The 25,441-nt window shown below is 70.5% G+C and carries 27 protein-coding genes and 1 riboswitch; of the genes, 21 read left to right on the top strand and 6 right to left on the bottom strand.

Annotated features, from left to right (window positions below; all coding sequences use genetic code 11):
• Positions 1-47: 47 nt before the first annotated feature.
• Positions 48-716 (bottom strand): GOLPH3/VPS74 family protein, encoded by a 669-nt coding sequence (locus GEV26_RS16785; RefSeq protein WP_194839901.1) that lies wholly within the window; start codon positions 714-716, stop codon positions 48-50.
• Positions 717-758: 42 nt separating this feature from the next.
• On the opposite strand from GEV26_RS16785, the gene GEV26_RS16780 reads away from it, so the two are divergent.
• The 7 genes from GEV26_RS16780 (at position 759) to GEV26_RS16750 (ending at position 7,543) form a co-directional block, all read left to right on the top strand.
• Positions 759-2,132 carry an NAD(P)/FAD-dependent oxidoreductase gene (locus tag GEV26_RS16780; protein ID WP_153654701.1) on the top strand — a complete coding sequence of 458 codons (1,374 nt, stop codon included), beginning with the start codon at positions 759-761 and terminating at the stop codon, positions 2,130-2,132.
• A gap of 38 nt (positions 2,133-2,170) precedes the next feature.
• Positions 2,171-2,280, top strand: a riboswitch (TPP riboswitch).
• On the top strand, positions 2,270-2,887 hold the full coding sequence (locus GEV26_RS16775) for an ECF transporter S component (RefSeq protein WP_153654700.1): 618 nt from the start codon (positions 2,270-2,272) through the stop codon (positions 2,885-2,887). Its footprint overlaps the riboswitch before it by 11 nt.
• Complete coding sequence (locus GEV26_RS16770; RefSeq protein ID WP_153654699.1) at positions 2,888-4,276, top strand: ABC transporter ATP-binding protein; 1,389 nt, start codon at positions 2,888-2,890, stop codon at positions 4,274-4,276.
• A complete protein-coding gene (locus GEV26_RS16765; protein ID WP_153654698.1) occupies positions 4,273-4,968 on the top strand; it encodes an energy-coupling factor transporter transmembrane component T family protein in 696 nt (231 codons plus the stop codon). The genes GEV26_RS16770 and GEV26_RS16765 overlap by 4 nt, the downstream gene beginning before the upstream one ends.
• 82 nt (positions 4,969-5,050) lie before the next feature.
• Positions 5,051-5,509 carry a MaoC family dehydratase gene (locus tag GEV26_RS16760; RefSeq protein WP_153654697.1) on the top strand — a complete coding sequence of 153 codons (459 nt, stop codon included), beginning with the start codon at positions 5,051-5,053 and terminating at the stop codon, positions 5,507-5,509.
• Between the two features lies 1 nt (position 5,510).
• The gene (locus GEV26_RS16755) at positions 5,511-6,725 is read left to right on the top strand and encodes an acyl-CoA dehydrogenase family protein (RefSeq protein ID WP_153654696.1); all 1,215 of its coding nucleotides are present in this window, start codon (positions 5,511-5,513) and stop codon (positions 6,723-6,725) included.
• Entirely contained in the window at positions 6,722-7,543 is an 822-nt protein-coding gene (locus GEV26_RS16750) for an SDR family oxidoreductase (protein WP_153654695.1), read from the top strand. Before GEV26_RS16755 ends, GEV26_RS16750 begins: the two co-directional genes overlap by 4 nt.
• Positions 7,544-7,553: 10 nt before the next feature.
• On the opposite strand, the gene GEV26_RS16745 is transcribed toward GEV26_RS16750, so the two are convergent.
• Positions 7,554-9,026 carry a cryptochrome/photolyase family protein gene (locus tag GEV26_RS16745; RefSeq protein ID WP_153654694.1) on the bottom strand — a complete coding sequence of 491 codons (1,473 nt, stop codon included), beginning with the start codon at positions 9,024-9,026 and terminating at the stop codon, positions 7,554-7,556.
• 110 nt (positions 9,027-9,136) lie between these two features.
• On the opposite strand from GEV26_RS16745, the gene GEV26_RS16740 reads away from it, so the two are divergent.
• Together GEV26_RS16740 and map are read left to right on the top strand one after the other, a co-directional pair.
• Positions 9,137-9,508: a hypothetical protein gene (locus tag GEV26_RS16740; protein WP_153654693.1), complete on the top strand. Its 372-nt coding sequence runs from the start codon at positions 9,137-9,139 to the stop codon at positions 9,506-9,508.
• Positions 9,505-10,272 (top strand): type I methionyl aminopeptidase, encoded by a 768-nt coding sequence (map, locus tag GEV26_RS16735; RefSeq protein WP_153654692.1) that lies wholly within the window; start codon positions 9,505-9,507, stop codon positions 10,270-10,272. The genes GEV26_RS16740 and map overlap by 4 nt, the downstream gene beginning before the upstream one ends.
• Before the next feature lie 144 nt (positions 10,273-10,416).
• On the opposite strand, the gene GEV26_RS16730 is transcribed toward map, so the two are convergent.
• The gene (locus tag GEV26_RS16730; RefSeq protein WP_153654691.1) at positions 10,417-11,826 is read right to left on the bottom strand and encodes an amidase; all 1,410 of its coding nucleotides are present in this window, start codon (positions 11,824-11,826) and stop codon (positions 10,417-10,419) included.
• 18 nt (positions 11,827-11,844) lie between these two features.
• Here GEV26_RS16730 and GEV26_RS16725 point away from each other — a divergent pair, with 18 nt between their 5' ends.
• On the top strand, positions 11,845-12,372 hold the full coding sequence (locus GEV26_RS16725; protein ID WP_153654690.1) for a 2'-5' RNA ligase family protein: 528 nt from the start codon (positions 11,845-11,847) through the stop codon (positions 12,370-12,372).
• A 9-nt stretch (positions 12,373-12,381) separates the two neighbouring features.
• Positions 12,382-13,287, top strand: coding sequence for an oxygen-dependent tRNA uridine(34) hydroxylase TrhO (gene trhO / locus GEV26_RS16720; protein WP_153654689.1), 906 nt, complete (start codon positions 12,382-12,384; stop codon positions 13,285-13,287).
• Here trhO and GEV26_RS16715 read toward each other — a convergent pair.
• Complete coding sequence (locus GEV26_RS16715) at positions 13,271-13,951, bottom strand: TetR/AcrR family transcriptional regulator (protein ID WP_208430986.1); 681 nt, start codon at positions 13,949-13,951, stop codon at positions 13,271-13,273. The two genes, trhO and GEV26_RS16715, sit on opposite strands and share 17 nt — an antisense overlap.
• Positions 13,952-13,997: 46 nt before the next feature.
• On the opposite strand from GEV26_RS16715, the gene GEV26_RS16710 reads away from it, so the two are divergent.
• The 3 genes from GEV26_RS16710 (at position 13,998) to GEV26_RS16700 (ending at position 17,538) form a co-directional block, all read left to right on the top strand.
• Positions 13,998-14,552 (top strand): TIGR03086 family metal-binding protein, encoded by a 555-nt coding sequence (locus GEV26_RS16710; protein WP_243838804.1) that lies wholly within the window; start codon positions 13,998-14,000, stop codon positions 14,550-14,552.
• Between the two features lie 123 nt (positions 14,553-14,675).
• Positions 14,676-15,239, top strand: a complete 564-nt coding sequence (locus GEV26_RS16705) for a TetR/AcrR family transcriptional regulator (protein WP_194839900.1) — start codon at positions 14,676-14,678, stop codon at positions 15,237-15,239.
• Between the two features lie 43 nt (positions 15,240-15,282).
• Positions 15,283-17,538, top strand: coding sequence for an MMPL family transporter (locus tag GEV26_RS16700; protein ID WP_153654686.1), 2,256 nt, complete (start codon positions 15,283-15,285; stop codon positions 17,536-17,538).
• Between the two features lie 76 nt (positions 17,539-17,614).
• On the opposite strand, the gene GEV26_RS16695 is transcribed toward GEV26_RS16700, so the two are convergent.
• Both GEV26_RS16695 and GEV26_RS16690 read right to left on the bottom strand, forming a co-directional pair.
• A complete protein-coding gene (locus GEV26_RS16695) occupies positions 17,615-18,100 on the bottom strand; it encodes a hypothetical protein (RefSeq protein ID WP_153654685.1) in 486 nt (161 codons plus the stop codon).
• Positions 18,097-18,708 carry a hypothetical protein gene (locus GEV26_RS16690; RefSeq protein WP_153654684.1) on the bottom strand — a complete coding sequence of 204 codons (612 nt, stop codon included), beginning with the start codon at positions 18,706-18,708 and terminating at the stop codon, positions 18,097-18,099. Before GEV26_RS16690 ends, GEV26_RS16695 begins: the two co-directional genes overlap by 4 nt.
• A gap of 152 nt (positions 18,709-18,860) precedes the next feature.
• Between GEV26_RS16690 and dnaK the strand changes: the two genes are divergently transcribed.
• From dnaK to GEV26_RS16655, 7 genes are all read left to right on the top strand, one after another.
• On the top strand, positions 18,861-20,705 hold the full coding sequence (gene dnaK / locus GEV26_RS16685) for a molecular chaperone DnaK (RefSeq protein WP_153654683.1): 1,845 nt from the start codon (positions 18,861-18,863) through the stop codon (positions 20,703-20,705).
• Positions 20,702-21,301 carry a nucleotide exchange factor GrpE gene (locus tag GEV26_RS16680; RefSeq protein WP_153654682.1) on the top strand — a complete coding sequence of 200 codons (600 nt, stop codon included), beginning with the start codon at positions 20,702-20,704 and terminating at the stop codon, positions 21,299-21,301. Before dnaK ends, GEV26_RS16680 begins: the two co-directional genes overlap by 4 nt.
• A 21-nt stretch (positions 21,302-21,322) precedes the next feature.
• Positions 21,323-22,465: a molecular chaperone DnaJ gene (gene dnaJ / locus GEV26_RS16675; RefSeq protein ID WP_153654681.1), complete on the top strand. Its 1,143-nt coding sequence runs from the start codon at positions 21,323-21,325 to the stop codon at positions 22,463-22,465.
• Positions 22,465-22,875, top strand: a complete 411-nt coding sequence (locus tag GEV26_RS16670) for a heat shock protein transcriptional repressor HspR (protein ID WP_153909860.1) — start codon at positions 22,465-22,467, stop codon at positions 22,873-22,875. Before dnaJ ends, GEV26_RS16670 begins: the two co-directional genes overlap by 1 nt.
• A 99-nt stretch (positions 22,876-22,974) precedes the next feature.
• Positions 22,975-23,451 (top strand): RDD family protein, encoded by a 477-nt coding sequence (locus tag GEV26_RS16665; RefSeq protein ID WP_153654680.1) that lies wholly within the window; start codon positions 22,975-22,977, stop codon positions 23,449-23,451.
• 62 nt (positions 23,452-23,513) lie between these two features.
• Positions 23,514-24,536, top strand: coding sequence for an SPFH domain-containing protein (locus GEV26_RS16660; protein WP_153654679.1), 1,023 nt, complete (start codon positions 23,514-23,516; stop codon positions 24,534-24,536).
• A complete protein-coding gene (locus GEV26_RS16655; protein WP_153654678.1) occupies positions 24,533-25,423 on the top strand; it encodes a diacylglycerol kinase catalytic domain-containing protein in 891 nt (296 codons plus the stop codon). Before GEV26_RS16660 ends, GEV26_RS16655 begins: the two co-directional genes overlap by 4 nt.
• The last annotated feature ends 18 nt before the right edge of the window (positions 25,424-25,441 follow it).

Below are 25,441 nucleotides of genomic sequence, written 5' to 3'. Positions count from 1 at the left end.
AGCGCAACGGGGAGGGGCCTTCGGGTCCCTTCCCGTTCGCGTGCGGATCAGCTGGACGAGCTAGTGACGATGGTCGCCGCGACGATGGTCGTCGTGATCGCGCTCTGCGCGGCCTGGATGGCCTTGCGCACGCTCGCGCTGGCCCAGTCGCCCTCGGAGATGACCTTCGCGCGCGCCTTGGCCAGGGAGCGGTCGGGCTTGTCGACGACAGCCTTGGTCAGGTCGGCGGCCGACAGCAGACCGATGATCGGGCCGGTGGTCTCGTCGGCCGGCTGGCCGTTCAGCAGGCTCGCGCGTATGCCTGCCAGCAGCGCCTCGCGGCGAGCGACGTCCACCACGTCGTGGCGGGTCACCGGGAAGAGGCCGAGTGCCTTCTCCGGGCGCGGACGCACGGCACCCGCGGCGGCGAGCGCGTCGTACGTCCGCTCGCGACCCTTCTTGCCCAGCCGCGAGACCGCGCTCTGCGGCGTCAGCGGACGGCGCGCCGAGAGGACGCGCTCGAACGCCGCTTGCAGCAGTGGATCCGGCACCGGGGTCGGATCCGTCACGACGAGGCGCGCCTTGCGTCCCGTGCCCTGCAGCTCGAGCCGACCGGCCGCGACGAGGTCGAACAAGAACGCCCCGCCGAACACGGGCTCGACGGCCATCTGTCCGATCGGGGCCTTGCCGGTGTCGGAGTCGGTCAGCACGAGCAGGAAGTTCTCTGCGGTCGTCATGGTCCCCACGCTATCGGCGTCCGGCGGTGACAGCATGAGGACGTGATCAACGGCGGCGTCTCGTTCTGGTGGGAGCAGATCGGCCGGCCCGAGCAGCGTCCCGGCCTGGACGGAGACCTCGACTGCGATGTCTGCATCGTCGGCGGCGGACTCACCGGACTGTGGACCGCCTACGCCCTCGCAGGGCTCGACCCGTCGCTCGACATCGTGGTGCTGGAGGCCGAGTTCGCTGGCTTCGGGGCGTCCGGCCGCAACGGCGGCTGGCTCTCGGCCGAGCTGTCGGGGAGCAAGGGACGGTACGCCGCGACGCACGGCGCGGAGGGCGTCCGGGCACTCGTGGGAGCGATGCAGCGGGCGGTCGACGACGTCATCGAGGTGTGCCGGGTCGAGGGCATCGACGCCGACATCGCCAAGGACGGCGTGCTCTACGTGGCACGGTCGCCGTCCCAGCTCGTCCGTCTGCGCGAGGGCCTGGCCGACGACGCGTCGTGGGGGCTCGGCGACTCGCACCGCGTCGAGCTGGGCGTCGATGAGCTGGCCGAGCGGGTGCGCGTCGACCGTGCGGTGGGTGCCACGTTCAGCCCGCACTGCGCGCGGGTGCACCCGGCCAAGCTCGTCGCCGGGATCGCCGCGGCGGCCGAGCGGCGCGGCGTACGCATCCTGGAGGGGACCCGGGTGACCCGGATCGAGCCGGGCGTCGCCACGACCGATCACGGCGTCGTGCGGGCGGCCCGGATCCTGCGCTGTCTCGAGGGATACACCGCGAGCGTGCGGGGCCAGCGTCGTACGTGGCTGCCCATGAACTCGGCGATGATCGTGACGGATCCGTTGCCCGAGGCGGTCTGGGACGAGATCGGCTGGGCGGGCGCCGAGCTGCTCGGGGACCGGGCCAACGCGTACTGCTACGCACAGCGCACGGCCGACGGCCGGATCGCGCTCGGCGGGCGCGGCATCCCCTACCGGTTCGGCTCCCGCACCGACGTCGACGGCCGGACGCAGGCATGGACCGTCGAGTCGCTGACCGGCATCCTGCACGGCATGTTCCCCGCGACCCGTGGCGCGGCGATCGCCCACGCGTGGTGCGGCGTGCTCGGCGTCCCCCGCGACTGGTGCGCGAGCGTGTCGTACGACCCGTCGACCGGGCTCGGCTCGGCCGGCGGCTATGTCGGCAGCGGGCTCACCACGACCCACCTCGCGGGGCGTACGCTCGCCGATCTCGTGCTGGGTCGCGAGTCCGATCTCACCGCCCTGCCGTGGGTCGACCGGTCGGTCCGTCGCTGGGAGCCGGAGCCGCTGCGATGGCTCGGCGTGCGCGCGATGTACGGCCTGTACCGGGAGGCCGATCGCCGCGAGGACCGTGGCCTCGTCCGCCCGAGCCGCCTCGCGCGGATCGGCGATCGACTGACCGGTCGGTGATCCGGGCCGCGCCTCGGCCCATCACGGGGTAACCTCGAAGCACACGACAGGGGAGCGCCACGCAGAGGGCGCTGAGAGTGCGGATCCGCCGCAGACCCTTGAACCTGCACCGGTTAGTACCGGCGAAGGGAGTCACGATGAGTTCTGCACACACGTCCCCATCCGGGTTCTACGTCCACTATCGGACGATCGACCTGGTCACCATCGCCACCTTGGGTGTCGCCTTCGGCGTCATCTTCTGGGGGTGGAACAAGGCCTATGAGCCGCTCAGCGACCTGGCCGTCTTCGGCTATCCGCCCAGCTCGGCCCTGCTGGCCGGCGTCTGGTTGACGGCGGGAGTCGTCGGCGGCCTGGTGGTCCGCAAGCCCGGCGCTGCCTTCGCGACCGAGCTGATCGCCGCAGCCGTCTCGACCGTCGTCATCGGCGGCAGCCAGTGGGGATTCAGCACGCTGGCCTCGGGCTTCTGGCAGGGGATCGGCGCCGAGCTGGTGTTCCTGCTGTTCTTCTACCGCCGGTTCGGACTCGTCGTCGCGGCGCTCGCGGGCGCCGTGGCGGCAGGCTTCGAGGCCGTCTACGAGTGGTCGTCGTACTACCCCGACTGGGACTGGCCCTACAAGCTCGCGCACCTCGGCTTCTTCGTCACCTCGGGCGTCGTCATCGCCGGACTGGGCGGTTTTGCGCTGGTCCGTGCCCTTGCGAGGACCGGCGTCCTGGACGCGTTCGGGGCCGGGCGCGAGCAGGCCGTCGAGGTCTAGGTGCGCGGAGAGGTCCGCTTCGACGGCTTCACGTGGCGGCCGCTCGGCCGCCGTGAGCCGGTCGTCGCCGGGCTCGACCTGTCGATCGGTGCCGGCGAGCGCGTCCTGCTCGTCGGCCCGAGCGGCTCGGGCAAGTCCACGATGCTCCTGGGGCTCGCAAGTGCGCTGGGGACGACGATCGCGGGCGACCTGACCGGCTCCGCGACGGTCGACGGCCGCATCGGTCTGCTCCTGCAGAATCCCGCCGATGCGGTCGTCGCCGAGCAGATCGGTCGCGATGTCGCCTTCGGCCTGGAGAACCTCCGGGTCCGGCGCGACGAGATCTGGACGCGGGTCGACGGCGCGCTCGAGGCCGTCGGCCTGCGCCAGGGTCGTGAGCACCCGACGGGAGCCCTGTCGGGCGGTGAGCAGCAGCGCCTCGCCCTCGCGGGGGTGCTGGCGCTCGAGCCCGACGTCATGCTGCTGGACGAGCCGACCGCGATGCTGGACGCCGACACGGCCGCGACGGTCCGCGACGCGATCGTGTCGGCGGCCCGGGGTCGCACGATGATCGTGGTCGAGCACCGCATCGGTCCCTGGTTGGAGCACGTCGACCGGGTCGTCGTGCTCTCCGCCGACGGCCGGGTCGTCGCCGACGGTGACGTGGCGTCCTTCCTGGCCGGCCCCGCGCCGTCCGGCGTGTGGGCGCCCGGCATGACCGTCCCCGTCCCGCTCGACGTCCCCGCCGAGCTGGTCGCACCGACAGGGCCCGCTCCCGAGGTCGTGCTCGACGGCGTCTCGGTGGACCTCGTGCTGCGGACCCTGCGCGGCGTCCGCCGCACCCGTGCGCTGGAAGGTCTGCAGGCGACAATCCTGCCGGGGCAGGTGTCGGCGTTCACGGGTCCGAGCGGTGCGGGCAAGTCGACCGCGGTCGCGGTCGTGGGCGGACTGGTCAAGGTGAGCGAAGGCACCGTGACCCCTGACATGCGGGCCATGAGGTCGCGCGCCCTGGCAGCAGTCGCCGGGTGGGTGCCGCAGAATCCCGAGCACGGCTTCTTGACGCGTACCGTCGCCGACGAGGTCGCACACTCGGCTCGTCGCCTCGGCCGTGAGGTCGATGTCGACCGCATCCTGGACGTCTTCGGGCTCGGACGGTTCGCGCCCAGCAACCCCTATCGGCTCTCCGGCGGCGAGCAGCGCCGCCTCGCGATCGCGGCCGGGCTCGCGCACCGGCCGGGCCTGGTGCTGCTCGACGAGCCGACGGTCGGCCAGGATCCGTCGACGTGGGCGGCCGTCGCCGGCTGGATCGCGGCGACGCGGCGAGCCGGCGCCACGGTCGTGGTGTCGACGCACGACGCCGACCTGGACCGCGACGTCGACATCGCGCTGGCCGAGGGGGCGCTGCGATGAGGTCGCTCGTGGTGCGGCTCAACCCGTTGGTGCTCTTCTCGTTCGGCCTGTTCTCGCTGATCGGCTCGCTGTTCGTCCGCGATCTCACGACTGCCGCGTGGGCGGTCGGGGCGTACGCGCTCGCGGCGCTGTTGTTCCTGCCGTCGTGGCGCTATCCGCTGCTGTGCCTGCTCCTGTCGGCCGTCGCGGCGGTCACGATCGTGTACTCCACGTGGCGGCTCGGCGGCCGGGACGAGCGTGAGGCGGTCACGGCGGGACTGCGCATCCTGGTGCTCGCGTGGCCCGGCTCGGTCATGCTGGGCTATCTCGACCCGGCCCGGCTGGGCGACTACCTCGCGCAGTCGCTGCGGCTGCCGGCTCGGATGGTGGCGGCGTTCTCGGCCGCACTGCAGCGATTCCTCGGCTTCCACCTCGCGTGGCAACAGCTCGACCGGGTCCGGCGGGCCCGCGGCTTCGGAGCGGGCCGCAACCCGTTCACGAACGGTCCGTACATCGCCGACATGTCCTTCGCCCTGCTGGTGCAGGCGCTGCGGGGGGCGTCGGCCTCGTCGATCGCGATGGACGCCCGCGGGTTCGCGACCGCCCACGACCGCACCTGGGCGGAGCGGGCGTCCTGGAGCGTCCTCGATCGCGCCGCCACCGTCCTGGCCGCGGCGCTGGGCGCAGTGCCCGTGGTCGTCCATCTCATCTGACCTCTGGCGCGTGGCCCGCGCGGCGGCTAGGGTGCGGGCTAAGCAAGCGCTTACCCGCAATCGTCCTTCAGTGAGGTCCCCCATGCCCCGTGTGTTCGACAGTCTCGACAAGTTCAAGGCCGCCGCCGGTGAGGAGCTCGGCACCAGCGAGTGGCTCACGGTGACCCAGGAGCAGATCAACACGTTCGCCGACGCGACCGGCGACCACCAGTGGATCCACGTCGATCCCGAGCGCGCTGCCCAGGGCCCGTTCGGCGGGACGATCGCCCACGGCTACCTCACGCTGTCGCTGCTGCCGGTCTTCGGCTCGCAGATCTACGACATCCGCGGCCTGGCGTTCGGCATGAACTACGGAGCCAACAAGGTGCGCTTCCCCAGCCCGGTCCCGGTCGGCTCGCGGCTGCGCGCCACCGCGACGCTGGTCGACACCAAGGACATCGCGATCGGCACGCAGGTGATCATCAACTTCGTGATCGAGCGCGAGGGTGCCGACAAGCCCGTCTGCATCGCCGAGGTCGTCTACGTCATGGCAGGTGAGTGAGATGCAGTTCGGACACGACGACAAGACGCTCGACCTCATCGCGAAGGTCGAGGCGTTCATGGACGCCGAGGTCTACCCGGCCGAGGGGATCCTCAAGGAGCAGATCGAGGACAACGTCGCGAACGACCGCTGGACGTTCCCCCCGATCGTCATGGAGCTGCGTGAGAAGGCCAAGGCGCAGGGGCTGTGGAACTTCTTCGACCCGAGCGAGAACGGCGCCGGCCTGACGAACCTGCAGTACGCGCCGATCGCCGAGATCACCGGACGCAGCATCCAGATGGCCCCGGCCGTCTTCAACTGCGCCGCGCCCGACACGGGCAACATGGAGGTGCTGAGCATGTTCGGCACCGACGAGCAGAAGAAGCAGTGGCTCGAGCCGTTGCTCGCGGGCGACATCCGCTCGGCGTTCGCGATGACCGAGCCCCAGGTCGCCTCGTCCGACGCCACCAACATCGAGCTCAGCATCGTCCGCGACGGCGACGACTACGTCATCAACGGTCGCAAGTGGTGGATCACCGGCGCGATGAACCCGGACTGCAAGATCTTCATCGTCATGGGCAAGACCGACCCGACCGCCGACCGGCACCGCCAGCAGTCGATGATCCTGGTCGAGCGGGACACCCCCGGCCTCGAGATCATCCGCGGGATGCGCGTCTTCGGCTACCACGACCGCGACCACGGCGGCCACGCCGAGATGCGGTTCACCGACGTGCGCGTGCCGGCGGCCAACCTGATCGCGGGCGAGGGCGACGGCTTCGCGATCGCCCAGGCGCGCCTCGGGCCCGGCCGGATCCACCACTGCATGCGGTCCCTCGGCATCGCCGAGCGCGCGGTCGAGATGATGAGCCGGCGGGCCCTCGAGCGCGTCGCGTTCGGCAAGCCGATCGCCGACCAGGGCGTCGTCCGCGACTGGATCGCGGAGTCGCGGGTCAAGATCGAGCAGCTGCGGCTGCTGACCCTCAAGGCCGCGTGGCTCATGGACACCGCGGGCAACAAGGCCGCGCACACCGAGATCCAGGCCATCAAGATCGCGACCCCGGCCGCGGTCGAGTGGATCCTCGACAAGGCCATCCAGGTGCACGGAGCCGGTGGCCTGTCCCAGGACTTCCCGCTCGCGGAGTGGTTCGCCGGCATGCGCACGCTGCGGTTCGCCGACGGACCGGACGAGGTGCACAAGAACGCCCTGGCCCGCGCCGAGATCAAGAAGTATCGGTGACCCTCCAGGTCGGCGGCGCGGTCGCCGTCGTCACGGGTGCCGCGAGCGGCATCGGTGAGGCGCTGGCCCAGCGCCTGCTCGAGCGGGGCGCGACGGTCGTCATCGGCGATCTCGACGCGTCCCGCCTCGAGCGGACGGCGGCCAGGCTCGGCGCCGACCACCCGGGACGCGTCTCGCACGTCGCGGGCGACGCCGCCGACCCCGAGCACGTCGCGGCGCTGATCGCGGCTGCCGGCGAGGTGGACGTGTTCTTCGCCAACGCCGGCGTGTTCAGGGGCTTCGGCCTGGACGCGTCCGATGAGGAGTGGGCCTCGTCGTGGGACGTCAACGTGCGCTCCCACGTCCTGGCGGCCCGTGCGCTGGTGCCCGGCTGGCTCGAGCGCGCCGCCACGGGCGGCGCGGGCGGCTGCTTCGTCAGCACGGCCTCGGCCGCGGGTCTGCTGACCCAGCTGGGCTCACCGACGTACTCCACGACCAAGCACGCGGCGGTCGGCTTCGCCGAGTGGCTCGCCGCGACGTACGGCGACCGTGGCCTGCAGGTCGTGTGCGCGTGCCCGATGGGCGTGCGCACCGACATGCTCTCCGAGGGGGAGTCGGCCGGGGACGCCGATGCGTCCCTCGGGATGCGCTCGGTGGTGAGCGCGGGGGAGCCGGTGACGCCGCTCGAAGTCGCCGACGCGGTGCTCGGGGCGGTCGAGGAGGGCCGGTTCTTCGCCCTGCCGCACCCTGAGGTCGGCACGATGTACGCCCGCAAGGCTGCCGACACCGATCACTGGATCTCGGGCATGCAACGGTTCCGCACGTCGCTCGGCGGCTGATCGTCCGCGATCAGGTCAGCCACCGTGCGGCGGCCCGGGTGTGGGCGGCCTTCTTCTCGGGCGCCATCGCGTCGTACATGCGCGTCATCATCGATGCGCGGCGATTGCCCTCGAACACCTCGCGGTGATCGCGGACGAACGTCCAGTAGAGGCCGTCCCAGTCCGCGGTCCAGTCGCCGGTCGGCAGGTCCGACATCTTGCGCAGGTAGTTGCTGCCTGACACGTACGGCTTGGTCGTGATGGCGTCGCCCGCCGCGAACTGGCTCATCGCATAGACGTTGGGCACCATCACCCAGTCGTACGCGTCGACGTACATCTCCATGAACCACTCGTGGATCGCGTCGGGATCGGTGCGCAGCAGGCACATCGCATTGCCCGCGACCATCAGCCGTTCGATGTGGTGGCTCCAGCCGTGCTCGAGGACCCGGTCGACGACCAGGTCGACGGGCGGCAGTCCCGTCGACGCCGTCCACCAGCCCGGGTCGAGGGGGCGCGTGTGCTGCAGGCGGTTGCTGGTGCGCATGCGCGCGCCGTACAGGACGTACGTGGCCCGCATGTACTCCCGCCAGCCGATGACCTGGCGCACGAACCCCTCGACCGACGGCAGGTCCACACCGTCGGCCGCGTCGAGGGCGCGCTCGACGACGTCCGCCGGGGAGAGCAGCCCGATGTTGAGCCCCGGCGTCATGACCGAGTGGAACAGGAACGGGTGCTGGGCGCTGATGGCGTCCTCGAACGGGCCGAACTGGGAGAACCGCTCGGCGAGGAAGACGTCGTAGGCCTCCTCGGCCTCGTCGTGCGACGTCGGCCAGTGGAACGTGTCCGCGCGCCCCGGGTTGCCCGGGAAGTGCTCGGCGACCCACGCGATCGCCTCGTCCACCTCGGGATGGCGGCGCGGCCACGGCACGTCGGGCACCGGGTGCCGGCGTGGCAGCTTCTTGCGGTTCTCGGTGTCGTACGACCACTGGCCGCCGACCGGCCGGTCGTCGTCGACGAGGACGTCGAGCCGCCGTCGTTGCCAGGCGTAGAAGTGCTGCATGCGCGCGGGGTGGTCGCCGAACCAGTCCGTGAGCTGGTCGCGGGTGGTCAGGAAGTTGGGCGACTCGAGCACGTGGAGGGACGCCGGGTCCAGCCCCGCCTCCCTCACGGCCGTCGCGACGTCGCGGGAGAGCCAGTCGTCGACGACGTCGAACATCGTCACCGTGGCCGGCTCGAGCTGCCGCAACAGGGCGGCGAGCCTGGCCACGCTGGTGTGGTGTGCATCAGTCTCGATGACCTCGACGTCGAACGACGCCTCGCGCAGCCTGGTGGCGAACCGACGCATCGAGGCCCGGTGCAGCACGAGCTTCTGCACGTGGAAGCGGTACTGACGAAAGAACAGGTCGTCCTCGACCAGGATGAAGATCGTCCCGGCCGGCGCCTCGAGGTGCTCGACGAACAGCTGGTGCGGGGACACGAGTCGGACGGACGGCGCTCGGCTCATGTCTCGACGGTAGTCAGATCGGGCCGTTCCGCGACCTCAGCCCACGCTCGCGCGTGGGACGGGCGCACGCCCCGCGTAGGGTGGACGATGACGTCGAAGGGGTGTGCTGGGTGAAGAGCGGACGCGCAATGGTGGCGATGATGATCGCCGAGGTGGTGGCAGTGGTGGTCTACGTCGTGGACCGGACTGACATCGACGTCAGCGACTGGACCACCGGTCTGCGGATCGCCCTCGTGGCCGCCGCGGCTCTCGTGGCGATCGCGACGTACGCAACCTGGTCCCACCGCAACACCGTCCACACCCTGTGCGCGATGCTGCTGGGTCTGCTCGGCGGCGCGGCACTCGTCGCGGCGGTCAGCACCGGTGGTGGTGACGAGGTCTACGGCAGCGGCCCGATGGCCCTCGTCGGTACCCTCGCGATCGTCGCGGCGGTCGTCGTCTCCCAGATCGCCTCATCCCGCTTGAAGGAAGAATCCCGATGATCGAGCTGCTCACTCCCACCCAGCTGGACGAGATGCGACCGGCCGGACGGTTCGTCGCCTCGGTCCTGACCGCATTGTCGGAGAAGGCCGCGGTCGGGGTCGACCTGCTCGATCTCGATGCGCTCGCCCACGACATGATCCGCGACGCGGGCGCAGAGTCCTGCTACATCGACTACCACCCCTCGTTCGGTGCGAGGCCGTTCGGCAAGGTGCTCTGCACGTCGGTCAACGACGCGGTGCTGCACGGTCTGCCGCACAAGTACAAGCTGCGCGACGGCGACCTGTTGAGCCTGGACTTCGCGGCGTCGCTGAACGGCTGGGTCTGTGACTCCGCGGTCAGCGTCGTCGTCGGCACGCCCCGCGAGGAGGACGTGCGGCTGATCGAGCACGCGCAGGAGGCGCTCGACGCCGCGATCGCCGTCGCGCGTCCGGGCAACCGGGTCGGCGACATCTCCGCGGCGATCGGTGCTGTCGGGCGCTCGCACGGCCTCAAGATCAACACTCAGTTCGGTGGCCACGGCGTGGGTCGCACGATGCACGGCGACCCCCACATCGCCAACGACGGCAAGGCCGGGCGCGGTCTGCCGCTCAAGCCGGGACTCGTCATCGCGATCGAGCCGTGGTTCCTGCACACCACCGACGACATCCGCATGGACGAGGACGGCTGGACCATCCGCAGCGCCGACGGCTCCCGAGGAGCCCACGTCGAGCACACGATCGCGATCACCGACGGTGACCCGATCATCATGACCGCCCGCGACTGACCCGTCCCGGATTCCCAGGAGAACCTGGGAATCCGCAGGGCCTCACCCCGGTTTCTGGCACGTCACCCTTGGTACGACCGGGGTGCCGTGTCAGATTCCGGGGTTCTCCTGGGAAACCGCGCCCAGCCGCCACGGCGGCGGCGGTCAGAAGCCGGGAGGCCGGCGGCCCGACCAGGGTGCGGCGGTCTCGACCTGGGCGCAGAGGCTGAACAGCAGGCCGTCCCGGCCGGGGTGGGTCGCGAGCATGACGCCGATCGGCAGGCCGTCGTCCGACCAGTGCAGCGGCAGGCTCGCCGCGGGCTGGCCCGTCATGTTGTAGAGCCCGGTGTACGGCGTGTAGAGCAGCTCGCGGTGGTGGTCCTCGACCGGATCGCCGGACTCGTTGAACCACTCGACCGGCTGCGGCGGCAGTGCGAGGGTCGGCGTGAGGAAGGCGTCGAACGGCTGCAGGCCGGCGACGACGTCGCGGGTGGTCGCCTCGAGGAACCGCATGGCACCGGCCAGGTCGACGGCGGAGGCCCGACCGCCGCGCTCGCGCCAGTAGCGCGTGTTGGCCCGTAGTAGCGCCTCGGCCTCGGGAGGGAACGGTGCCGCGGCGATGCCGCTGGACCAGATCACGTTGAACTGCGGCTCGAGCTCCTGCGGGAACGGGTTCGCGATGTCGACGACGTCGTGCCCGAGCGAGGCGAGCAGCGCGCTCGCCCGCTCCCAGGCCGCGACGGCGTCCGCGCCGGGGGAGATCCCGTCGAGATGGGTGCCCGACCAGCGGGCGATCCGCAGCCGACCGGGCTCCCGGCGGGCCCGCTCGACGAACGGGACGTCGGGATCGGGCAGCGGGCGCACGTCGCCGGGCATCGCGTGCGCCATCGCGTCGAGGAGCGCCGCGGCGTCACGGACGGTCCGGGTGAGCGGCCCGTCCACCCCGAGACCGCTCCAGTCCGATCCGCCCGGACCCGCACTGACACGGCCACGACTCGGCTTGAAGCCGAAGATGCCGCACGAGCTGGCCGGGATGCGGATCGATCCGCCGCCGTCGCTGCCCTGGGCCAGCGGCACGAGCCCGGCTGACACGGCCGCAGCCGCGCCACCGCTCGACCCGCCCGCATTGCGCGTCGGGTCCCAGGGCGTGCGAGCCGGCCCGACGAGGTCGTTGTCGGTGTAGGACGACAGGCCGAACTCGGGAGTGTTGGTCTTGCCCAGGCTGATGAAGCCCGCGCGCCTGACGAGGTCCACGACGTACGCGTCGGTGTCCGGCACGACGTCACGCATCGCAGCCGAGCCCATCGAGGTGGGCACTCCCGCAGTCGGTGTGAGGTCCTTGATCGCCGTCGGCACCCCTGCGAACGGCGCAGCGTCTCCGGACGCGATCGCGGCGTCCGCCTCGGCGGCCGCAGCCAGCGCCAGGTCGGCGGTGACGGTGACGAACGCGCCCAGGTCGGCGGCGTACCGGTCGATGCGGTCCAGATGGTGCCGCACGAGCTCGACCGAGGAGACCTCGCCGCCCCGCAGCAGCTCGGCCTGGTCGGTGGCGTCCAGCTCGTGAAGCTCGCTCATGTGCACGACGATAGACCGATGGTGCAGTCGGTCGAGATCGTCCTGGACGAAGGGCTCGATGGGCTCGTCCGCGAGGAGTGGGCCGCGCTGCTCGATGCGGGGCTGCCCAGCCAGGCGCGGCACACGGGCGAGTCGAACGCCCCTCACATCACGCTCGGCCTGGCCAGCGCGGTGACGCCTGCCGTCGAGCAGGCGCTGCACGGGCTGGCTGCCCCGCGCGACATGGCGATACGCCTGGGCGGCTGGCTCGTCTTCAGCGGACGTCGCCACGTCCTGGCCCGCGCCGTCGTGCCGTCCGCCGAGCTGCTGTCACTGCACGCACAGGTGGCGCAGGCGATGAAGGGCCTGCCCGACCAGCCGTCGACCACCGCCCCCGGACGGTGGACGCCCCACGTGACGCTGGCCCGGCGGCTCGCCCCGGAGGCGCTCGCCCTCGCGCTCGAGGTGCTGGGCGGACGGCCGCGCCACCTCGAGGGCGGGCTCGGCAGCCTGCGTCGCTGGGACGGCGATGCGCGGGTGACGTGGCACCTCGGAGCCACCTCCTAGAATCGGGTGGTGGCCACCCCCAAAGTCCTCCTGTTCTACGGCTTCGCGCCGCTCGCCGATCCCGAGGCGATCCGGCTGTGGCAGCGCACGCTGTGCGAGTCGCTCGGCGTCCGCGGGCGCATCATCGTCTCGAAGGACGGCATCAACGCGACGCTCGGCGGTGACGTCGTGCAGCTCAAGAAGTACGTCAAGGGCACCCGTGCGTACGCGCCGTTCAAGGACATCGACTTCAAGTGGAGCGAGGGTCGTGCGCTCGAGGACGGCACCACGGCAGACTTCCCGCGGTTGAGCGTCCGTGTGCGTGACGAGCTCGTGACGTTCGGCGCGCCCGACGAGCTCGAGGTCGACGAGAACGGGGTGGTCGACGGCGGGACGCACCTGAGCCCAGCAGAGCTCCACGCGCTGGTGCAGGAGAAGGACGTCGTCTTCTTCGACGGGCGCAACCAGATCGAGTCGGCCGTCGGGCACTTCGCTGGCGCGATCAGGCCACCGGTCGAGACCACGCGCGAGTTCATCGCAGCGCTCGACAGCGGCGCGTACGACCACCTCAAGGACCAGCCGGTCGTCACCTACTGCACGGGCGGGATCCGCTGCGAGGTGCTGACGCCGCTGATGAAGAAGCGCGGCTTCCAGGAGGTCTACCAGCTCGACGGCGGCATCGCGACGTACGGCGAGGCGTACGGCGACGACGGCCTCTGGCAGGGTGCGCTGTACGTCTTCGACGACCGCATCACGATGACCTTCTCCGATCATCCCGCGCTCGTGGGGACGTGCGACATGTGCGGCACGGGCACCAGCCACGTGGCCGACTGCGGCGACGTCTCGTGCGTGCGCCAGATGGTGCGGTGCGAGGGCTGTGTCGAGCGCGAGGCGAGGTGCGATCGCCACGCGGTGACGGTCAGCTCGTCGGCTTGAGGGTGCGGACCAGGCCGATGACGTCGTCGACGAGTCCGCGCACGCCCGGCAACCGGGTCAGCCGCAGAGCGCGGTCGATGATCGGGACCGCCTGGCGCACCAGCTGACGACTGCGCTCCTGGCCCTCGCTCGAGTCGTGCACCCAGAACAGGACGACGCCCATCTGGGTCAGCCACAACAGCTCGGGCAGCTCCTCGCGGAGGGCCTTCGCGAGCTTGATGTCGGAGCCCTCGACGACGTCGCGGAACAGGCCGATCGAGGCGAGGCGAGTGGCTTCGGAGTCCTTGCTGAACGGTGACAGCGGGCTGGTGGGCTCGGCGGCGGTCTTGAAGAACTTGCCCGCGAACTCGTGGTAGGGCTCGGCCACGTCGATCCACGCCATCAGGACGCCGGTCAGGCGCTCATCGAAGGTTGTCGTGCCGGTCAGCGCCTCGGTGGCCGCGGCTGCGTGCTCGACGTTGATCTGGTCGTAGTACGCCTGGATCAGGTGTTCCTTGGACGAGAAGTAGTAGTACGCATTGCCGATGGACACCCCCGCCCGGTCGGCGATCGCGCGCATCGTGGCCTTCTCGTAGCCGTTGAGGCGGAACAGCTGCATGGCTGCGTCGATGATCGACTGCCGGGTCTGCTCGGCCTTGGCGGAACGGGTCGGGGAGTCGGGCACGACTTCAATCTAGCCTCCGGGGCACAGACGGTGGAGGATGGCGGCCATGGACAGTCCCGCCGACGCCCATCGCGAGGTCGCCCGGATCTTCTCCGAGCGGGTCGCGGGTGTGCGCGACTGGGAGGCGCCCGCCCCGGTCGAGGGCTGGACGGCACGGGACGTCGTCGGGCACCTGGTGGGCTGGCTCCGGGGCTTCCTGTCCGGCGGCGGGGTCGAGCTGCCGTCCGGCCCGTCCGTCGCGGACGACCCGGTCGCAGCCTGGCGGCACCACGCGGATGCGGTCCAGTCGCTGCTGGAGTCCGGACGGGCGGCCGAGGACTTCACGCATCCGCAGGCCGGGACGCAGGTCCTCGGCCGGCTGGTCGAGAGCTTCTACGTCGCCGACGTCTTCATGCACACCTGGGACCTGGCCCGGGCGAGCGGTCAGGACGACACCTTGGACCCCGCGCGGTGCGAGGCGCTGCTGGCCGGGATGAGGCCGATCGAGGAGCTGCTGCGCAGCTCGGGCCAGTACGGGCCGGCCGTGCCGGTGCCCGAGGACGCCACGGTGCAGGACCGGCTGATGGGCTTCATCGGCCGCGATCCCGCCTGGACGCCCTGAGGCGTCCGCGAGCCGCCGCGGGGGAGAGGATGCGGTGAGCGAGGTCACGGCACTCGAGTGGGCGCGGCGGCGGATCTCCGCGTAGCATCGAAACGAAACGGTTTCGTACGCCCAAGGAGCGCTGTGAGTCGACTGACTGCCGAAAGGCTGCAGGAGCTGTATGCGGGCACTCTCGCCCTCGTTGCCGAGCACGGCTACGACAACCTGACGATGGACCAGGTCGCGGAGGCGACCCGCTCGAGCAAGGCGACCCTCTACCGCCAGTGGGGCAGCAAGTCGGCGCTCGTCGTCGAGGCCCTGCAGTGCGTAGGGGAGACCGAGCTGGAGCTCCCGGACACGGGGACCCTGCGCGGGGACCTCCTGTCGATGGTCGAGCGCGCGGAGGGCCAGGAGCACGACGCCGACATGCTCGCGGCGATCATGCACGCGGTCCGTCAGGACAAGGAGCTCGCCGAGGCGGTGCGCGCGCAGATCCTCGAGCCCGGCCGCGATCGCATCCGCGAGGTCGTCGCCCGTGCCGTCGAGCGCGGTGAGGTGGCCGCGGACTGCCCGGGGCTCGTCTTCGTCGACTACGTGTTCATCGCGCCCATCGTCCTGCACCACCTGCTCGAGGGCGAGGAGCCGTCCCAGGACTTCCTGCGCCGGTACGTCGACGGCGCGCTCCTGCCCGCCCTCGGCATCCACTGACCCGTCTCACCCCCTTCACGAACCCCTACAAGGAAGAACTTCCATGGCTTGGTATCTCTATCGACTCGGACGCTGGTCGTTCCGGCGCCGTCGGATCGTCATCTCGTTCTGGATCGGCCTGCTCCTGCTGATGGGGGTTGCCTCGACCACGCTTCAGGGCAAGACCTCCGACACGTTCACGCTGCCCGGCATCGAGTCGGTCGACGCGTTCGAGCTGATCAAGGAGCGCACGCCTGACGCAGCCCCGGACGGCGCGACCGCGCGGGTCGTCTTCCAGGCGCCGGAGGGCGAGAAGCTGACCTCCGCGGACAACAAGAAGGCCGTGGCCGAGTCCCTCGCCGCGATCGACTCCAAGAACGTCGTGGGCGCGACCGACCCGTTCGAGACCGGGACGGTGTCCAAGGACGGGCGCACCGCGTACTCGACGGTGTCGTACGCCACGCAGTCGATCGACCTGACCGACGCCGACAAGGAGGCCCTCGAGAAGTCACCCGAGGTCGCCGAGGAAGCAGGCCTGAAGGTCGCGATCGGCGGCGACGCGCTGCAGGAGATTCCCGAGCAGGGGCTCACCGAGCTGCTCGGCGTCGGCATCGCGATCATCGTCCTGCTCATCACGTTCGGGTCGCTGCTGCTGGCCGGCATGCCGCTGCTGACCGCGCTCATCGGCGTGGGAATCGGCGTCACCGGCATCACCACCGCGACCGGCTTCATCGACCTCGGCTCCTCGACGCCCACCCTCGCCCTGATGCTGGGACTTGCGGTCGGCATCGACTACGCGCTGTTCATCACCTCCCGCTACCGCCACGAGATCCACGTCGGACGCTCGCAGGAGGAGGCGGCTGGTCGCGCCGTCGGCACCGCGGGCTCCGCGGTGGTCTTCGCCGGGCTCACGGTCGTGATCGCCCTGGCCGGCCTGTCGGTCGTCAACATCAACTTCCTGACCCAGATGGGTCTGGCGGCCTCCGCGACCGTCGCGATCGCGGTCCTCATCGCCCTGACCCTGCTCCCGGCCCTGCTCGGGGCCGCCCGCAAGCGGACCGGCTGGGGCAAGGTGCCCTTCATCAAGGCACCGGATCCTGAGGACGAGACGGTGGGGACGACCGCCGGCCGTCGCTGGGCCGACCTCATCACCAAGCACCGCATCAAGGCCCTCGTCGGCGGTCTCGCCGTCGCCGGTGTGGTCTCGATCCCCGTCGCGTCGATGCAGCTCGCGCTGCCGGACGACGGCACGGCCGCCGAGGGCACCGGTCCCCGCGTGGCGTACGACCTGATCGCGGAGAACTTCGGCGCCGGCACCAACGGTCCGCTGCTCGTCGTGGTCGACACGAAGGGGGCCGACGACCCGGCCGAGGCGGTCGACCTGGCCGCCCAGAAGGTCCAGGGCATCGAGAAGGACGTCGCTGCCGTCGTCCCGCCGACGCCGGACCCGGCCGACGAGAAGGCCGTCGCGGCGTACGAGGCGCAGCTCGAGGGGGCGCAGTACGCCACGATCACCGTGATTCCCAAGAGTGGACCGTCCGACGCGGACACCCAGGCCCTGGTCGACGACATCCGCGAGGCCGTGGGCACTGTCGAGGCCGACACCGGCGCGACGGTGTACGTCACGGGACAGACCGCCGTGGGCGTCGACATCTCCGAGGAGCTTGCCAAGGCGTTCCCGAAGTACCTGCTGGTCGTGGTCGGGCTCGCGTTCATCCTGTTGATGATCGTCTTCCGCTCGATCCTGGTCCCGATCAAGGCGGTCCTGGGCTTCCTGCTCTCGGTCGGCGTCTCGCTCGGAGCCACCGTCGCGGTGTTCCAGTGGGGCTGGGCCGCGGACCTGCTCGGCGTCGACACCTCCGGCCCGGTGCTGTTCATGCTGCCGCTGCTGCTGACCGGCATCCTGTTCGGCCTGGCGATGGACTACGAGGTGTTCCTGGTGTCCCGCATGCGCGAGGAGTTCGTCCACGGCCGCCCGGCCAAGGAGTCGGTCGTGTTCGGCTTCCAGTACGGCGCTCGCGTCGTCACGGCGGCCGCAGCGATCATGATCGGCGTCTTCGGCAGCTTCGCCCTCGGCGACGAGATCATCATCAAGTCGATCGGCTTCGGCCTCGCGGTCGGCGTGCTGGCGGACGCGTTCCTGGTCCGCATGATGATCGTCCCGGCGTTCATGGCGCTCATGGGCGATCGCATGTGGTGGCTGCCGCGCTGGCTCGACAAGGTGCTGCCGAACCTCGACATCGAGGGGGAGTCGCTCGCCCGCCACACAGGTGACTCGGTGGCCGGCACGACGCCCGAGCGGGAGCGCATCAGCTCCTGACAGGTGCCCGCACGAGACAGCGGCGCCCCCACCCTCGACGGGTGGGGGCGCCGCTGTCGTGACGGAACCGGCCGGCTCAGTCCTCGGTGTACTCCGCGAGGTCGCCCTGCGACTCGCGGATGTACGTCCGCTGCATCTTGACGTCCAGCTCGGCCACCATGTGGGCGATGATCGTGGCGATGAAGTCGTTGACCCTCGCCTGCAGACGGGGGGTGACCTCCGGGTGGATCTCGGCGAGGGCCACCGGGAGCGTGAGCTCGGAGTCCGAGCGGGTGACGACGAACGCGGGATCCTCGCCGCCGTCCGCCACCGGCCACACCGCGACCCGCATGTCCTCGGTGACGCCGGGGTGATCACGAGCCGTCGCGGTGACGAGCGTCGTGACGCAGCCCGACGGCGGCATCACCAGTCCTTCAGGCGCCGTGTGGGTGCCGTCGTCGCTGGTGTCGACGACGATGTCCGCCAGGTGCGCGATCTCTCGCGTCACCTGGCGGTCGGTCGTCTCCCACAGCACCGCAAGGATCCTGCGGGCGAGGTCGTCCGAGTCGGGCAGCTGGGTCATGCAGACCAGGTCCAGGTGCTCAGGACCGAGCCGGCGATCTTGTCGCGGTCGGCCTTCGACACGTCGGTGCTGTGCGAGAACGTGACGACGTACAGGGCGCCCTTGCGCAGCATGTAGTACTGCTCGGTGAGGTTCTTGTTGCCGTTGAGCTCCTGCGACATCGAGATGTGCGCGGCCGACTCGCCCGCGACCGTCACGGACTCGTTGGTCTTGACGTCCCGTGCGCCCTGCTTGGTCAGCTCGTCGCCGAGGTTCTTGCTGAGCTCCTCGATCGTGACGCCGGTCGGGGCGGGGGACTGGCGCAGGACGTTGATGTTGTCGGCGAAGCCGTCCTTGTCGTCGCTGTCGACCGCGAGGCTGTCGAAGTCGAAGCCGGCGGGCTTGTTCTTCGGCGTCTCCCAGCTGGCGGGGACCGAGTACGTGTAGTCGGTGCCCTTGATCGTGGGGCCGTCCGCGGGCGGGGCGTCGAATCCGGTGGCCTTCTCGCTCTTGCTGGAGGACGAGGAGGAGGACGAGGAGTCGTCGGAGCTGTCGCTGCTGCCGCAGGCGCTGAGGGTCAGGGTGGCCATGAGGGTGAGTGCCGCTGCGCGGCGGGAGAAGGTGCGCATCTGTGAAAACTATCGGTAGACGTCGTGGGCAGTGGAATACGGGTGCCTCGGACGGGGTTGATAAGATCAGACTCAAGTCAGTTGACACACATTCTTGAAGTCACCCCGACAGACCCCACAGCAACGAACCACCCACAGCAGGAGGACACACCATGGCAAGAGCGGTCGGAATTGACCTGGGCACGACGAACTCCGTCGTCGCCGTGCTCGAAGGTGGCGAGCCCACCGTCATCGCGAACGCCGAAGGCGCTCGCACCACCCCCTCGGTCGTCGCATTCGCCAAGGACGGAGAGGTCCTGGCCGGCGAGGTCGCCAAGCGCCAGGGCGTGACCAACGTCGATCGCACGATCCGTTCGGTCAAGCGCCACATCGGCACGGACTGGACCACCGAGATCGACGGCAAGACGTTCACGCCGCAGCAGATCTCCGCCTTCATCCTGCAGAAGCTCAAGCGGGATGCCGAGGCGTACCTCGGCGAGGCCGTGACCGACGCGGTCATCACCGTCCCGGCGTACTTCAACGACCACCAGCGTCAGGCGACCAAGGAGGCCGGTGAGATCGCGGGCCTCAACGTCAGCCGCATCATCAACGAGCCGACCGCGGCCGCCCTCGCGTACGGCCTGGACAAGGCCGACGACCAGACGATCCTCGTCTTCGACCTCGGCGGCGGCACGTTCGACGTGTCCCTGCTGGAGATCGGCGACGGCGTCATCGAGGTCAAGGCCACGAGCGGCGACAACCACCTCGGTGGCGACGACTGGGACGAGAAGATCGTCGACTGGATCGTCACCCGCTTCAAGAGCAGCACCGGCCTGGACCTGACCAAGGACAAGATGGCCATGCCGCGTGTCCGTGAAGCCGCCGAGCGCGCCAAGATCGAGCTCTCGAGCTCGTCGTCGACCTCGATCAACCTGCCGTACATCACGGTCGACGCCGACAAGAACCCCGTGTTCCTCGACGAGACCCTGACGCGCGCCGAGTTCGAGAAGATCAGCTCGGACCTGCTCGAGCGCACCAAGGCCCCGTTCCACAACGTCATCAAGGACGCCGGGATCAAGGTCAGCGACATCGACCACGTCGTGCTGGTCGGCGGCTCGACCCGCATGCCGGCCGTCTCCGAGGTCGTCAAGGGCCTGACCGGCGGCAAGGAGCCCAACAAGGGCGTCAACCCCGACGAGGTCGTCGCTCTCGGCGCGAGCCTGCAGGCCGGCGTGCTCAAGGGCGAGGTCAAGGACGTGCTCCTGCTCGACGTCACCCCGCTGAGCCTCGGCATCGAGACCAAGGGCGGCGTGATGACCAAGCTCATCGAGCGCAACACGACGATCCCGACCAAGCGGTCCGAGGTCTTCACGACGGCCGACGACAACCAGCCGTCCGTCGCGATCCAGGTCTACCAGGGCGAGCGCGAGATGGCGGCGGGCAACCAGCTGCTGGCCACGTTCGAGCTGACCGGCCTGCCCCCGGCGCCGCGTGGCGTGCCGCAGATCGAGGTCACCTTCGACATCGACGCCAACGGCATCGTCAACGTGTCCGCCAAGGACCGTGGCACGGGCAAGGAGCAGTCGATGACGATCACCGGCGGCTCGGCCCTGTCCAAGGACGACATCGACAAGATGGTCAAGGACGCCGAGGCGTACGCCGAGGAGGACCGCAAGCGTCGCGAGGCCGTCGAGACCCGCAACCAGGCCGAGTCGCTCGCGCACACCACGGAGAAGTTCCTCTCCGAGAACGGCGACAAGGTCGGCGACGACGTCAAGGCCGAGGTGCAGGCTGACCTCGACGCGCTCAACGAGTCGCTCAAGGGCGAGGACGCGGACGCCATCCAGGCGGCCGTGACCAAGCTCGGTGAGTCCAGCTCCAAGATGGGCGAGGCGATGTACGCCGCGGCTGCGGCCGACGCCCAGGCTGCCGGCACGGACGCGCCCACCGCGGACGCCGGCGATGACGACGACGTCGTCGAGGCCGAGATCGTCGATGACGAGGACGACAAGAAGTGACGGAGCCGGGAACCGACTCGGTCCCCGAGCAGGAGTCGACGCCGGCTGAGGAAGCTCAGCCGGCGGAGACGCCGACCGAGCCGACACCGGAGCAGCAGCTGGCCGAGCGGACGCTCGACCTGCAGCGGCTCCAGGCGGAGTACGTCAACTACAAGCGTCGCGTCGACCGTGACCGTGAGCTCGTCCGTGCGCAGGGAGAGGCTGCAGTCCTGCAGTCCCTCCTGACCGTGCTGGACGACATCGGTCGTGCGGCCGAGCACGGTGAGCTCGCGGGCGGCTTCAAGGCCGTCGCGGACTCGCTGCAGGCAGCGGTGGCCAAGCACAAGCTCGAGGCGTTCGGCGCCAAGGGCGAGGCCTTCGACCCCGCGCTGCACGAGGCGGTGTTCCACGCCGGGGAGTCGACCGAGGTCGACACCACGACGATCGACACCGTGATGCGCACCGGCTACAGGATCGGCGATCGCGTGATCCGGCCCGCAACGGTCGGCGTCGTCGATCCGGCCAGCGAGGCGGCAGCGCCCTCGGCACCTGCCGAGGACGCATCGGCGGAGGCTCCCGCAGGGGAGTCCGCGACCGACGCCGACGACAACCAGTAGCAACGGAAGGAGGGGTGGCAGATGGCAGCGAGTGACTGGGCGACTAAGGACTTCTACAAGGTCCTCGGGGTCAAGAAGGACGCGAGTCAGGACGAGATCAAGAAGGCGTATCGCAAGCTGGCTCGTGAGAACCACCCCGACTCCAACCCCGGCAACCAGGCCGCCGAGGAGCGCTTCAAGGAGGTCTCCGAGGCGTACGCCGTGCTCTCGTCCAAGGACAAGCGCAAGGAGTACGACGAGCAGCGCAGCATGTTCGGGCAGTTCCGCGGCGGCCCGGGGGGATTCGGATCCGGGGGCGGCTTCCGCCCGCCGGGCGGAGGCGGCACCCAGGCCGACTTCGACATGTCGGACCTGTTCGGCGGCCTCTTCGGAGGCCGCGGACGGGGCCGGCAGCGTCCGCCGGGACGCAAGGGTGACGACCTCGAGACCGAGGCGACGATCACCTTTGAGCAGGCCGTCGACGGGGCGACGCTCCCGTTGCGGATGACCAGCGACGAGCCCTGCACGACCTGCCACGGCACGGGGGCGCGACCGGGCACGACGCCCAAGGTGTGCCCGAAGTGCCAGGGCAGCGGCATGGTGACCGGCGCGTCCGGCGGCGTGTTCGCCATGACCGAGCCGTGCGACCTGTGCCGTGGCCGAGGGCTCATCGTCGAGCACCCGTGCGACACCTGCCACGGCTCCGGGCGTGCGCCCACCAGCCGCACGCTGAACGTCAAGGTGCCTGCGGGCGTCAAGGACGGTCAGCGCATCCGGCTCAAGGGCAAGGGCGGCAAGGGTGACAACGGCGGGCCGAACGGGGACCTGTTCCTGCTCGTGCACGTCGAGCCCCACCGTCTGTTCGGGCGCAAGGGTGATCACCTCACGATCACGGTGCCCGTGACCTTCGACGAGGCCGCGCTGGGCGCTCAGATCCAGGTGCCCACCCTGGACGGGCCGCCGGTCCGGATCAAGGTGCCCGCGGGCACGCCCACGGGTCGCACCTTCCGCGCCAGCGGCAAGGGCGCCACCACCAAGAACGGCGGTCGAGGCGATCTGCTCGTGACCGTCGAGGTGCAGGTGCCCGCCGAGCTGTCGGACGCGGAGCGGGCTGCGGTCGAGGCCTTCCGTGAGGCACGCGGCGCAGGCTCCCCGCGTGACGGGATGTTCGAGGCGGTGTCGTGATGTCGACGGACTCGCAGAAGTCGGCGGCCCAGGGGGCGGGATTCCAGCCCCCTGGGCCCGAGGCGAAGGTGTTCGTCATCAGCGTCGCGGCCGAGCTGTCCGGGCTCCACCCGCAGACCCTCCGCACGTACGACCGGCTGGGCCTCGTCGCCCCCGGGCGCACGGGCGGGGGTGGCCGGCGCTACTCGTTGCGTGACATCGAGCTCCTGCGCACGGTGGCTCGACTGACCGCCGAGGGCCTGGGCCTCGAGGGCGTCAAGCGCGTCATCGAGCTGGAGAACCAGGTGCTCGCGCTGCAGGAGAAGGTGGCCGAGCTGCAGGCCGAGATCGCGCAGTCGAAGCTGCCGCAGAACCTGCCGGCCCGCGTGTCCGGCAACCAGGTCGTCATCTGGCGCCAGCGGCGTCGCTGAGCTTCGTGACAAGACGACACCGATAGCCGCGAACGTCGTACGGGCAGGGCGTGGCGTCGCTACCTTGTGGGTCGACATCGTCGACCACCAGGAGAGCCCATGACCGAGCCGTACCCGACCTCGCCGCAAGCCCCTCAGGGTGCTTCCTCCGGCGGCCTCGCCAGCTGGGGATTGCGCGTCGCCGCGACCATCATCGATGTGTTGCCGCCGTTGGCCGTCGCGATCGTCCTCACCTTCGTGTTCGGCAGCACCGAGACGTCGGACGGTCAGGCCTCGTTCGAGCTGAGCGGCCTGCCGTTCGTGCTCAACCTGCTCTTCGGCCTGGGCTGGCTGCTGTACAACACCGGCGCCATGCAGGGTCGCACCGGACAGTCGCTGGGCAAGAAGGTCATGAAGATTGCGCTGGTGGGTGCGGCCACGCGACAGCCGGTCGGTTTCGGGCTCTCGATCGCTCGGTCCTTCCTCCACATCCTCGACGCGATCCCGTGCTACATCGGATTCCTGTGGCCGCTGTGGGACAAGGAGAACCGGACGTTCGCCGACATGATCCTCGACACGCGCGTCGTCAAGGCCTGACGCGAGCCGGACGGGGGAGACAGGCAGACTGTCCCCCGACCGTCCGACTCCCGAGGGGAACCATGGCAGACATCACCCGACGACCTTTCGTCCACCACCTGCGCTCGGACCCGACGTCGTTCGTGCTGCAGCTGCGCGACGGTGCCGTGAAGCGCTCGGGCGCGGGCGTCTCGTTCTGGTTCCGGCCCAGCACGGCGGCCCTCGCCGAGGTCCCCATGGACGACCGCGAGCAGGCGCTGATGTTCCAGGCGCGGACGTCGGACTTCCAGGTCGTGTCGGTGCAGGCCACCGTGACGTACCGGGTGTCCGAGCCCGTCGTCGCCGCGACCCGCATCGATTTCGGCATCAACCCCCGCTCGGGCGAGTGGAACGCCCGTCCGCTCGAGCGCCTGGGCGGCCTGCTGACCGAGCTCGCGCAGCAGCCCGCGCTCGAGTACCTCGCCGGCATCACGATGGCCGAGGCTCTCGCCCACGGCATCGGACCTGTGCGGCAGCAGGTCGCCGACCAGCTCGCGAACGACCAGCGACTCATCGAGCGCGGGCTGTCGGTGACCGACGTCCGGGTCGTCGCCATCCGCGCGGAGGCCGACCTGGAGCGTGCGCTGCAGACGCCGACCCGCGAGGCGGTGCAGCAGGAGGCCGACCGGGCCACGTTCGAGCGCCGAGCCGTGGCCGTCGAGAACGAGCGGGCCATCGCCGAGAACGAGCTGACCAACCAGATCGAGCTGGCCCGGCGCGAGGAGGAGCTCGTCGCCCAGCGGGGACAGAACGAGCGCAAGCGGGCAAGTGAGCAGGCGGAGGCCGACCGCATCGCGACGGTCGCCAAGGCCCAGCGCCAAGGATTGATCGCGGACGCGGATGCGGCCCGGACGCGGCTGCTCGGCGAGGCCGACGCGACTGCGGAGTCGGCGAAGTTCGCCGCGTACGGCGACGTCGACCAGGACAAGCTGATCGCCCTCGCCCTGCGTGAGCTGGCCGCCAACCTGCCGCCCATCACGCACCTCAGCATCACCCCGGAGCTGCTGGCGCCGCTGCTGACCCGGCTCGGCGACGGGCAGGGGACGACGGCTACGGCGTCCGAGTGAGTCTGCGGCCCCGCGCGGTCGTGGTCCACCGCCGCTCGGAGTACGAGGACCTGGTCGCGCGTCACGGCACGCACGGCCAGGCGGAGTTCTTCCTGTCCTCGCGCGGCCGGGACATCGGCGACGTGGAGCGGCGCCATGCTGCGCTGACGGCGGCACGCGCCGCGACCTCGGCGGCGATCCCGGTCGAGTGGCGGCGCGTCGAGGTCGAGCGCGACGAGCTGGACCGCTTCGTCTTCGGCCCCGAGGACGTGGTGATCGCGGTCGGCCAGGACGGACTGGTGGCCAATGTCGCGAAGTACCTCAGCGGGCAGCCCGTCGTCGGCGTGAACCCGGAGCCTCAGTGGAATCCGGGAATCCTCGTGCCGCACGCGCCCGAAGCGGTGGGTGCCGTGCTGACGGCGCTCGGCCGCGGCGCCGGGGTGCTCGAGGAGCGCACGATGGTCGAGGCCGTGACGGACGACGGCCAGGAGCTGCGCGCGCTCAACGAGCTCTTCATCGGTCACCCGAGCCACCAGTCCGCGCGCTACGTGATCCAGGCCGAGGGACGCCAGGAGCGACACTCGTCCTCGGGCATCCTCGCCGGCACGGGGACCGGGGCGACCGGCTGGCTGCGATCGAGCTGGCAGGAGCGGCGCAGCGAGCTCGCGCTGCCGCAGCCGACGTCGCCCGAGCTGTGCTGGTTCGTGCGCGAGCCGTGGCCCTCGCCGGCGACGGGCACGAGCTTCACCGAGGGGATCGTCCCCGACGCCGGCTCGCTCGTCGTCGCCGTCGAGTCCGACCGTCTGGTGTGCTTCGGCGACGGCATCGAGGCGGACTCGATGTCCCTCTCGTGGGGCCAACGCCTCACGATCCGTCGGTCGGGGCGCCGGCTGCTGCTCGTCCGCTGAGGCCCTGGGGCCGCGAGG

Origin of the sequence: Aeromicrobium yanjiei (assembly GCF_009649075.1) — a bacterium.
Taxonomy (GTDB): Bacteria; Actinomycetota; Actinomycetes; order Propionibacteriales; family Nocardioidaceae; genus Aeromicrobium; species Aeromicrobium yanjiei.
The sequence above is the reverse complement of the archived record's forward strand: the minus strand, read 5'-3'. Positions and strand labels throughout refer to the sequence as shown.

What these genes read in the sequence shown, in the direction of transcription:
- GEV26_RS16785 (WP_194839901.1), bottom strand. Translation starts at nt 716, where the DNA reads ATGACGACCGCAGAGAACTTCCTGCTCGTGCTGACCGACTCCGACACC.
- GEV26_RS16775 (WP_153654700.1), top strand. Translation starts at nt 2,270, where the DNA reads ATGAGTTCTGCACACACGTCCCCATCCGGGTTCTACGTCCACTATCGG.
- GEV26_RS16765 (WP_153654698.1), top strand. Translation starts at nt 4,273, where the DNA reads ATGAGGTCGCTCGTGGTGCGGCTCAACCCGTTGGTGCTCTTCTCGTTC.
- GEV26_RS16760 (WP_153654697.1), top strand. Translation starts at nt 5,051, where the DNA reads ATGCCCCGTGTGTTCGACAGTCTCGACAAGTTCAAGGCCGCCGCCGGT.
- GEV26_RS16755 (WP_153654696.1), top strand. Translation starts at nt 5,511, where the DNA reads ATGCAGTTCGGACACGACGACAAGACGCTCGACCTCATCGCGAAGGTC.
- GEV26_RS16745 (WP_153654694.1), bottom strand. Translation starts at nt 9,026, where the DNA reads ATGAGCCGAGCGCCGTCCGTCCGACTCGTGTCCCCGCACCAGCTGTTC.
- map (WP_153654692.1), top strand. Translation starts at nt 9,505, where the DNA reads ATGATCGAGCTGCTCACTCCCACCCAGCTGGACGAGATGCGACCGGCC.
- GEV26_RS16730 (WP_153654691.1), bottom strand. Translation starts at nt 11,826, where the DNA reads ATGAGCGAGCTTCACGAGCTGGACGCCACCGACCAGGCCGAGCTGCTG.
- GEV26_RS16725 (WP_153654690.1), top strand. Translation starts at nt 11,845, where the DNA reads ATGGTGCAGTCGGTCGAGATCGTCCTGGACGAAGGGCTCGATGGGCTC.
- GEV26_RS16710 (WP_243838804.1), top strand. Translation starts at nt 13,998, where the DNA reads ATGGACAGTCCCGCCGACGCCCATCGCGAGGTCGCCCGGATCTTCTCC.
- GEV26_RS16700 (WP_153654686.1), top strand. Translation starts at nt 15,283, where the DNA reads ATGGCTTGGTATCTCTATCGACTCGGACGCTGGTCGTTCCGGCGCCGT.
- GEV26_RS16695 (WP_153654685.1), bottom strand. Translation starts at nt 18,100, where the DNA reads ATGACCCAGCTGCCCGACTCGGACGACCTCGCCCGCAGGATCCTTGCG.
- GEV26_RS16690 (WP_153654684.1), bottom strand. Translation starts at nt 18,708, where the DNA reads ATGCGCACCTTCTCCCGCCGCGCAGCGGCACTCACCCTCATGGCCACC.
- dnaK (WP_153654683.1), top strand. Translation starts at nt 18,861, where the DNA reads ATGGCAAGAGCGGTCGGAATTGACCTGGGCACGACGAACTCCGTCGTC.
- dnaJ (WP_153654681.1), top strand. Translation starts at nt 21,323, where the DNA reads ATGGCAGCGAGTGACTGGGCGACTAAGGACTTCTACAAGGTCCTCGGG.
- GEV26_RS16670 (WP_153909860.1), top strand. Translation starts at nt 22,465, where the DNA reads ATGTCGACGGACTCGCAGAAGTCGGCGGCCCAGGGGGCGGGATTCCAG.
- GEV26_RS16665 (WP_153654680.1), top strand. Translation starts at nt 22,975, where the DNA reads ATGACCGAGCCGTACCCGACCTCGCCGCAAGCCCCTCAGGGTGCTTCC.
- GEV26_RS16660 (WP_153654679.1), top strand. Translation starts at nt 23,514, where the DNA reads ATGGCAGACATCACCCGACGACCTTTCGTCCACCACCTGCGCTCGGAC.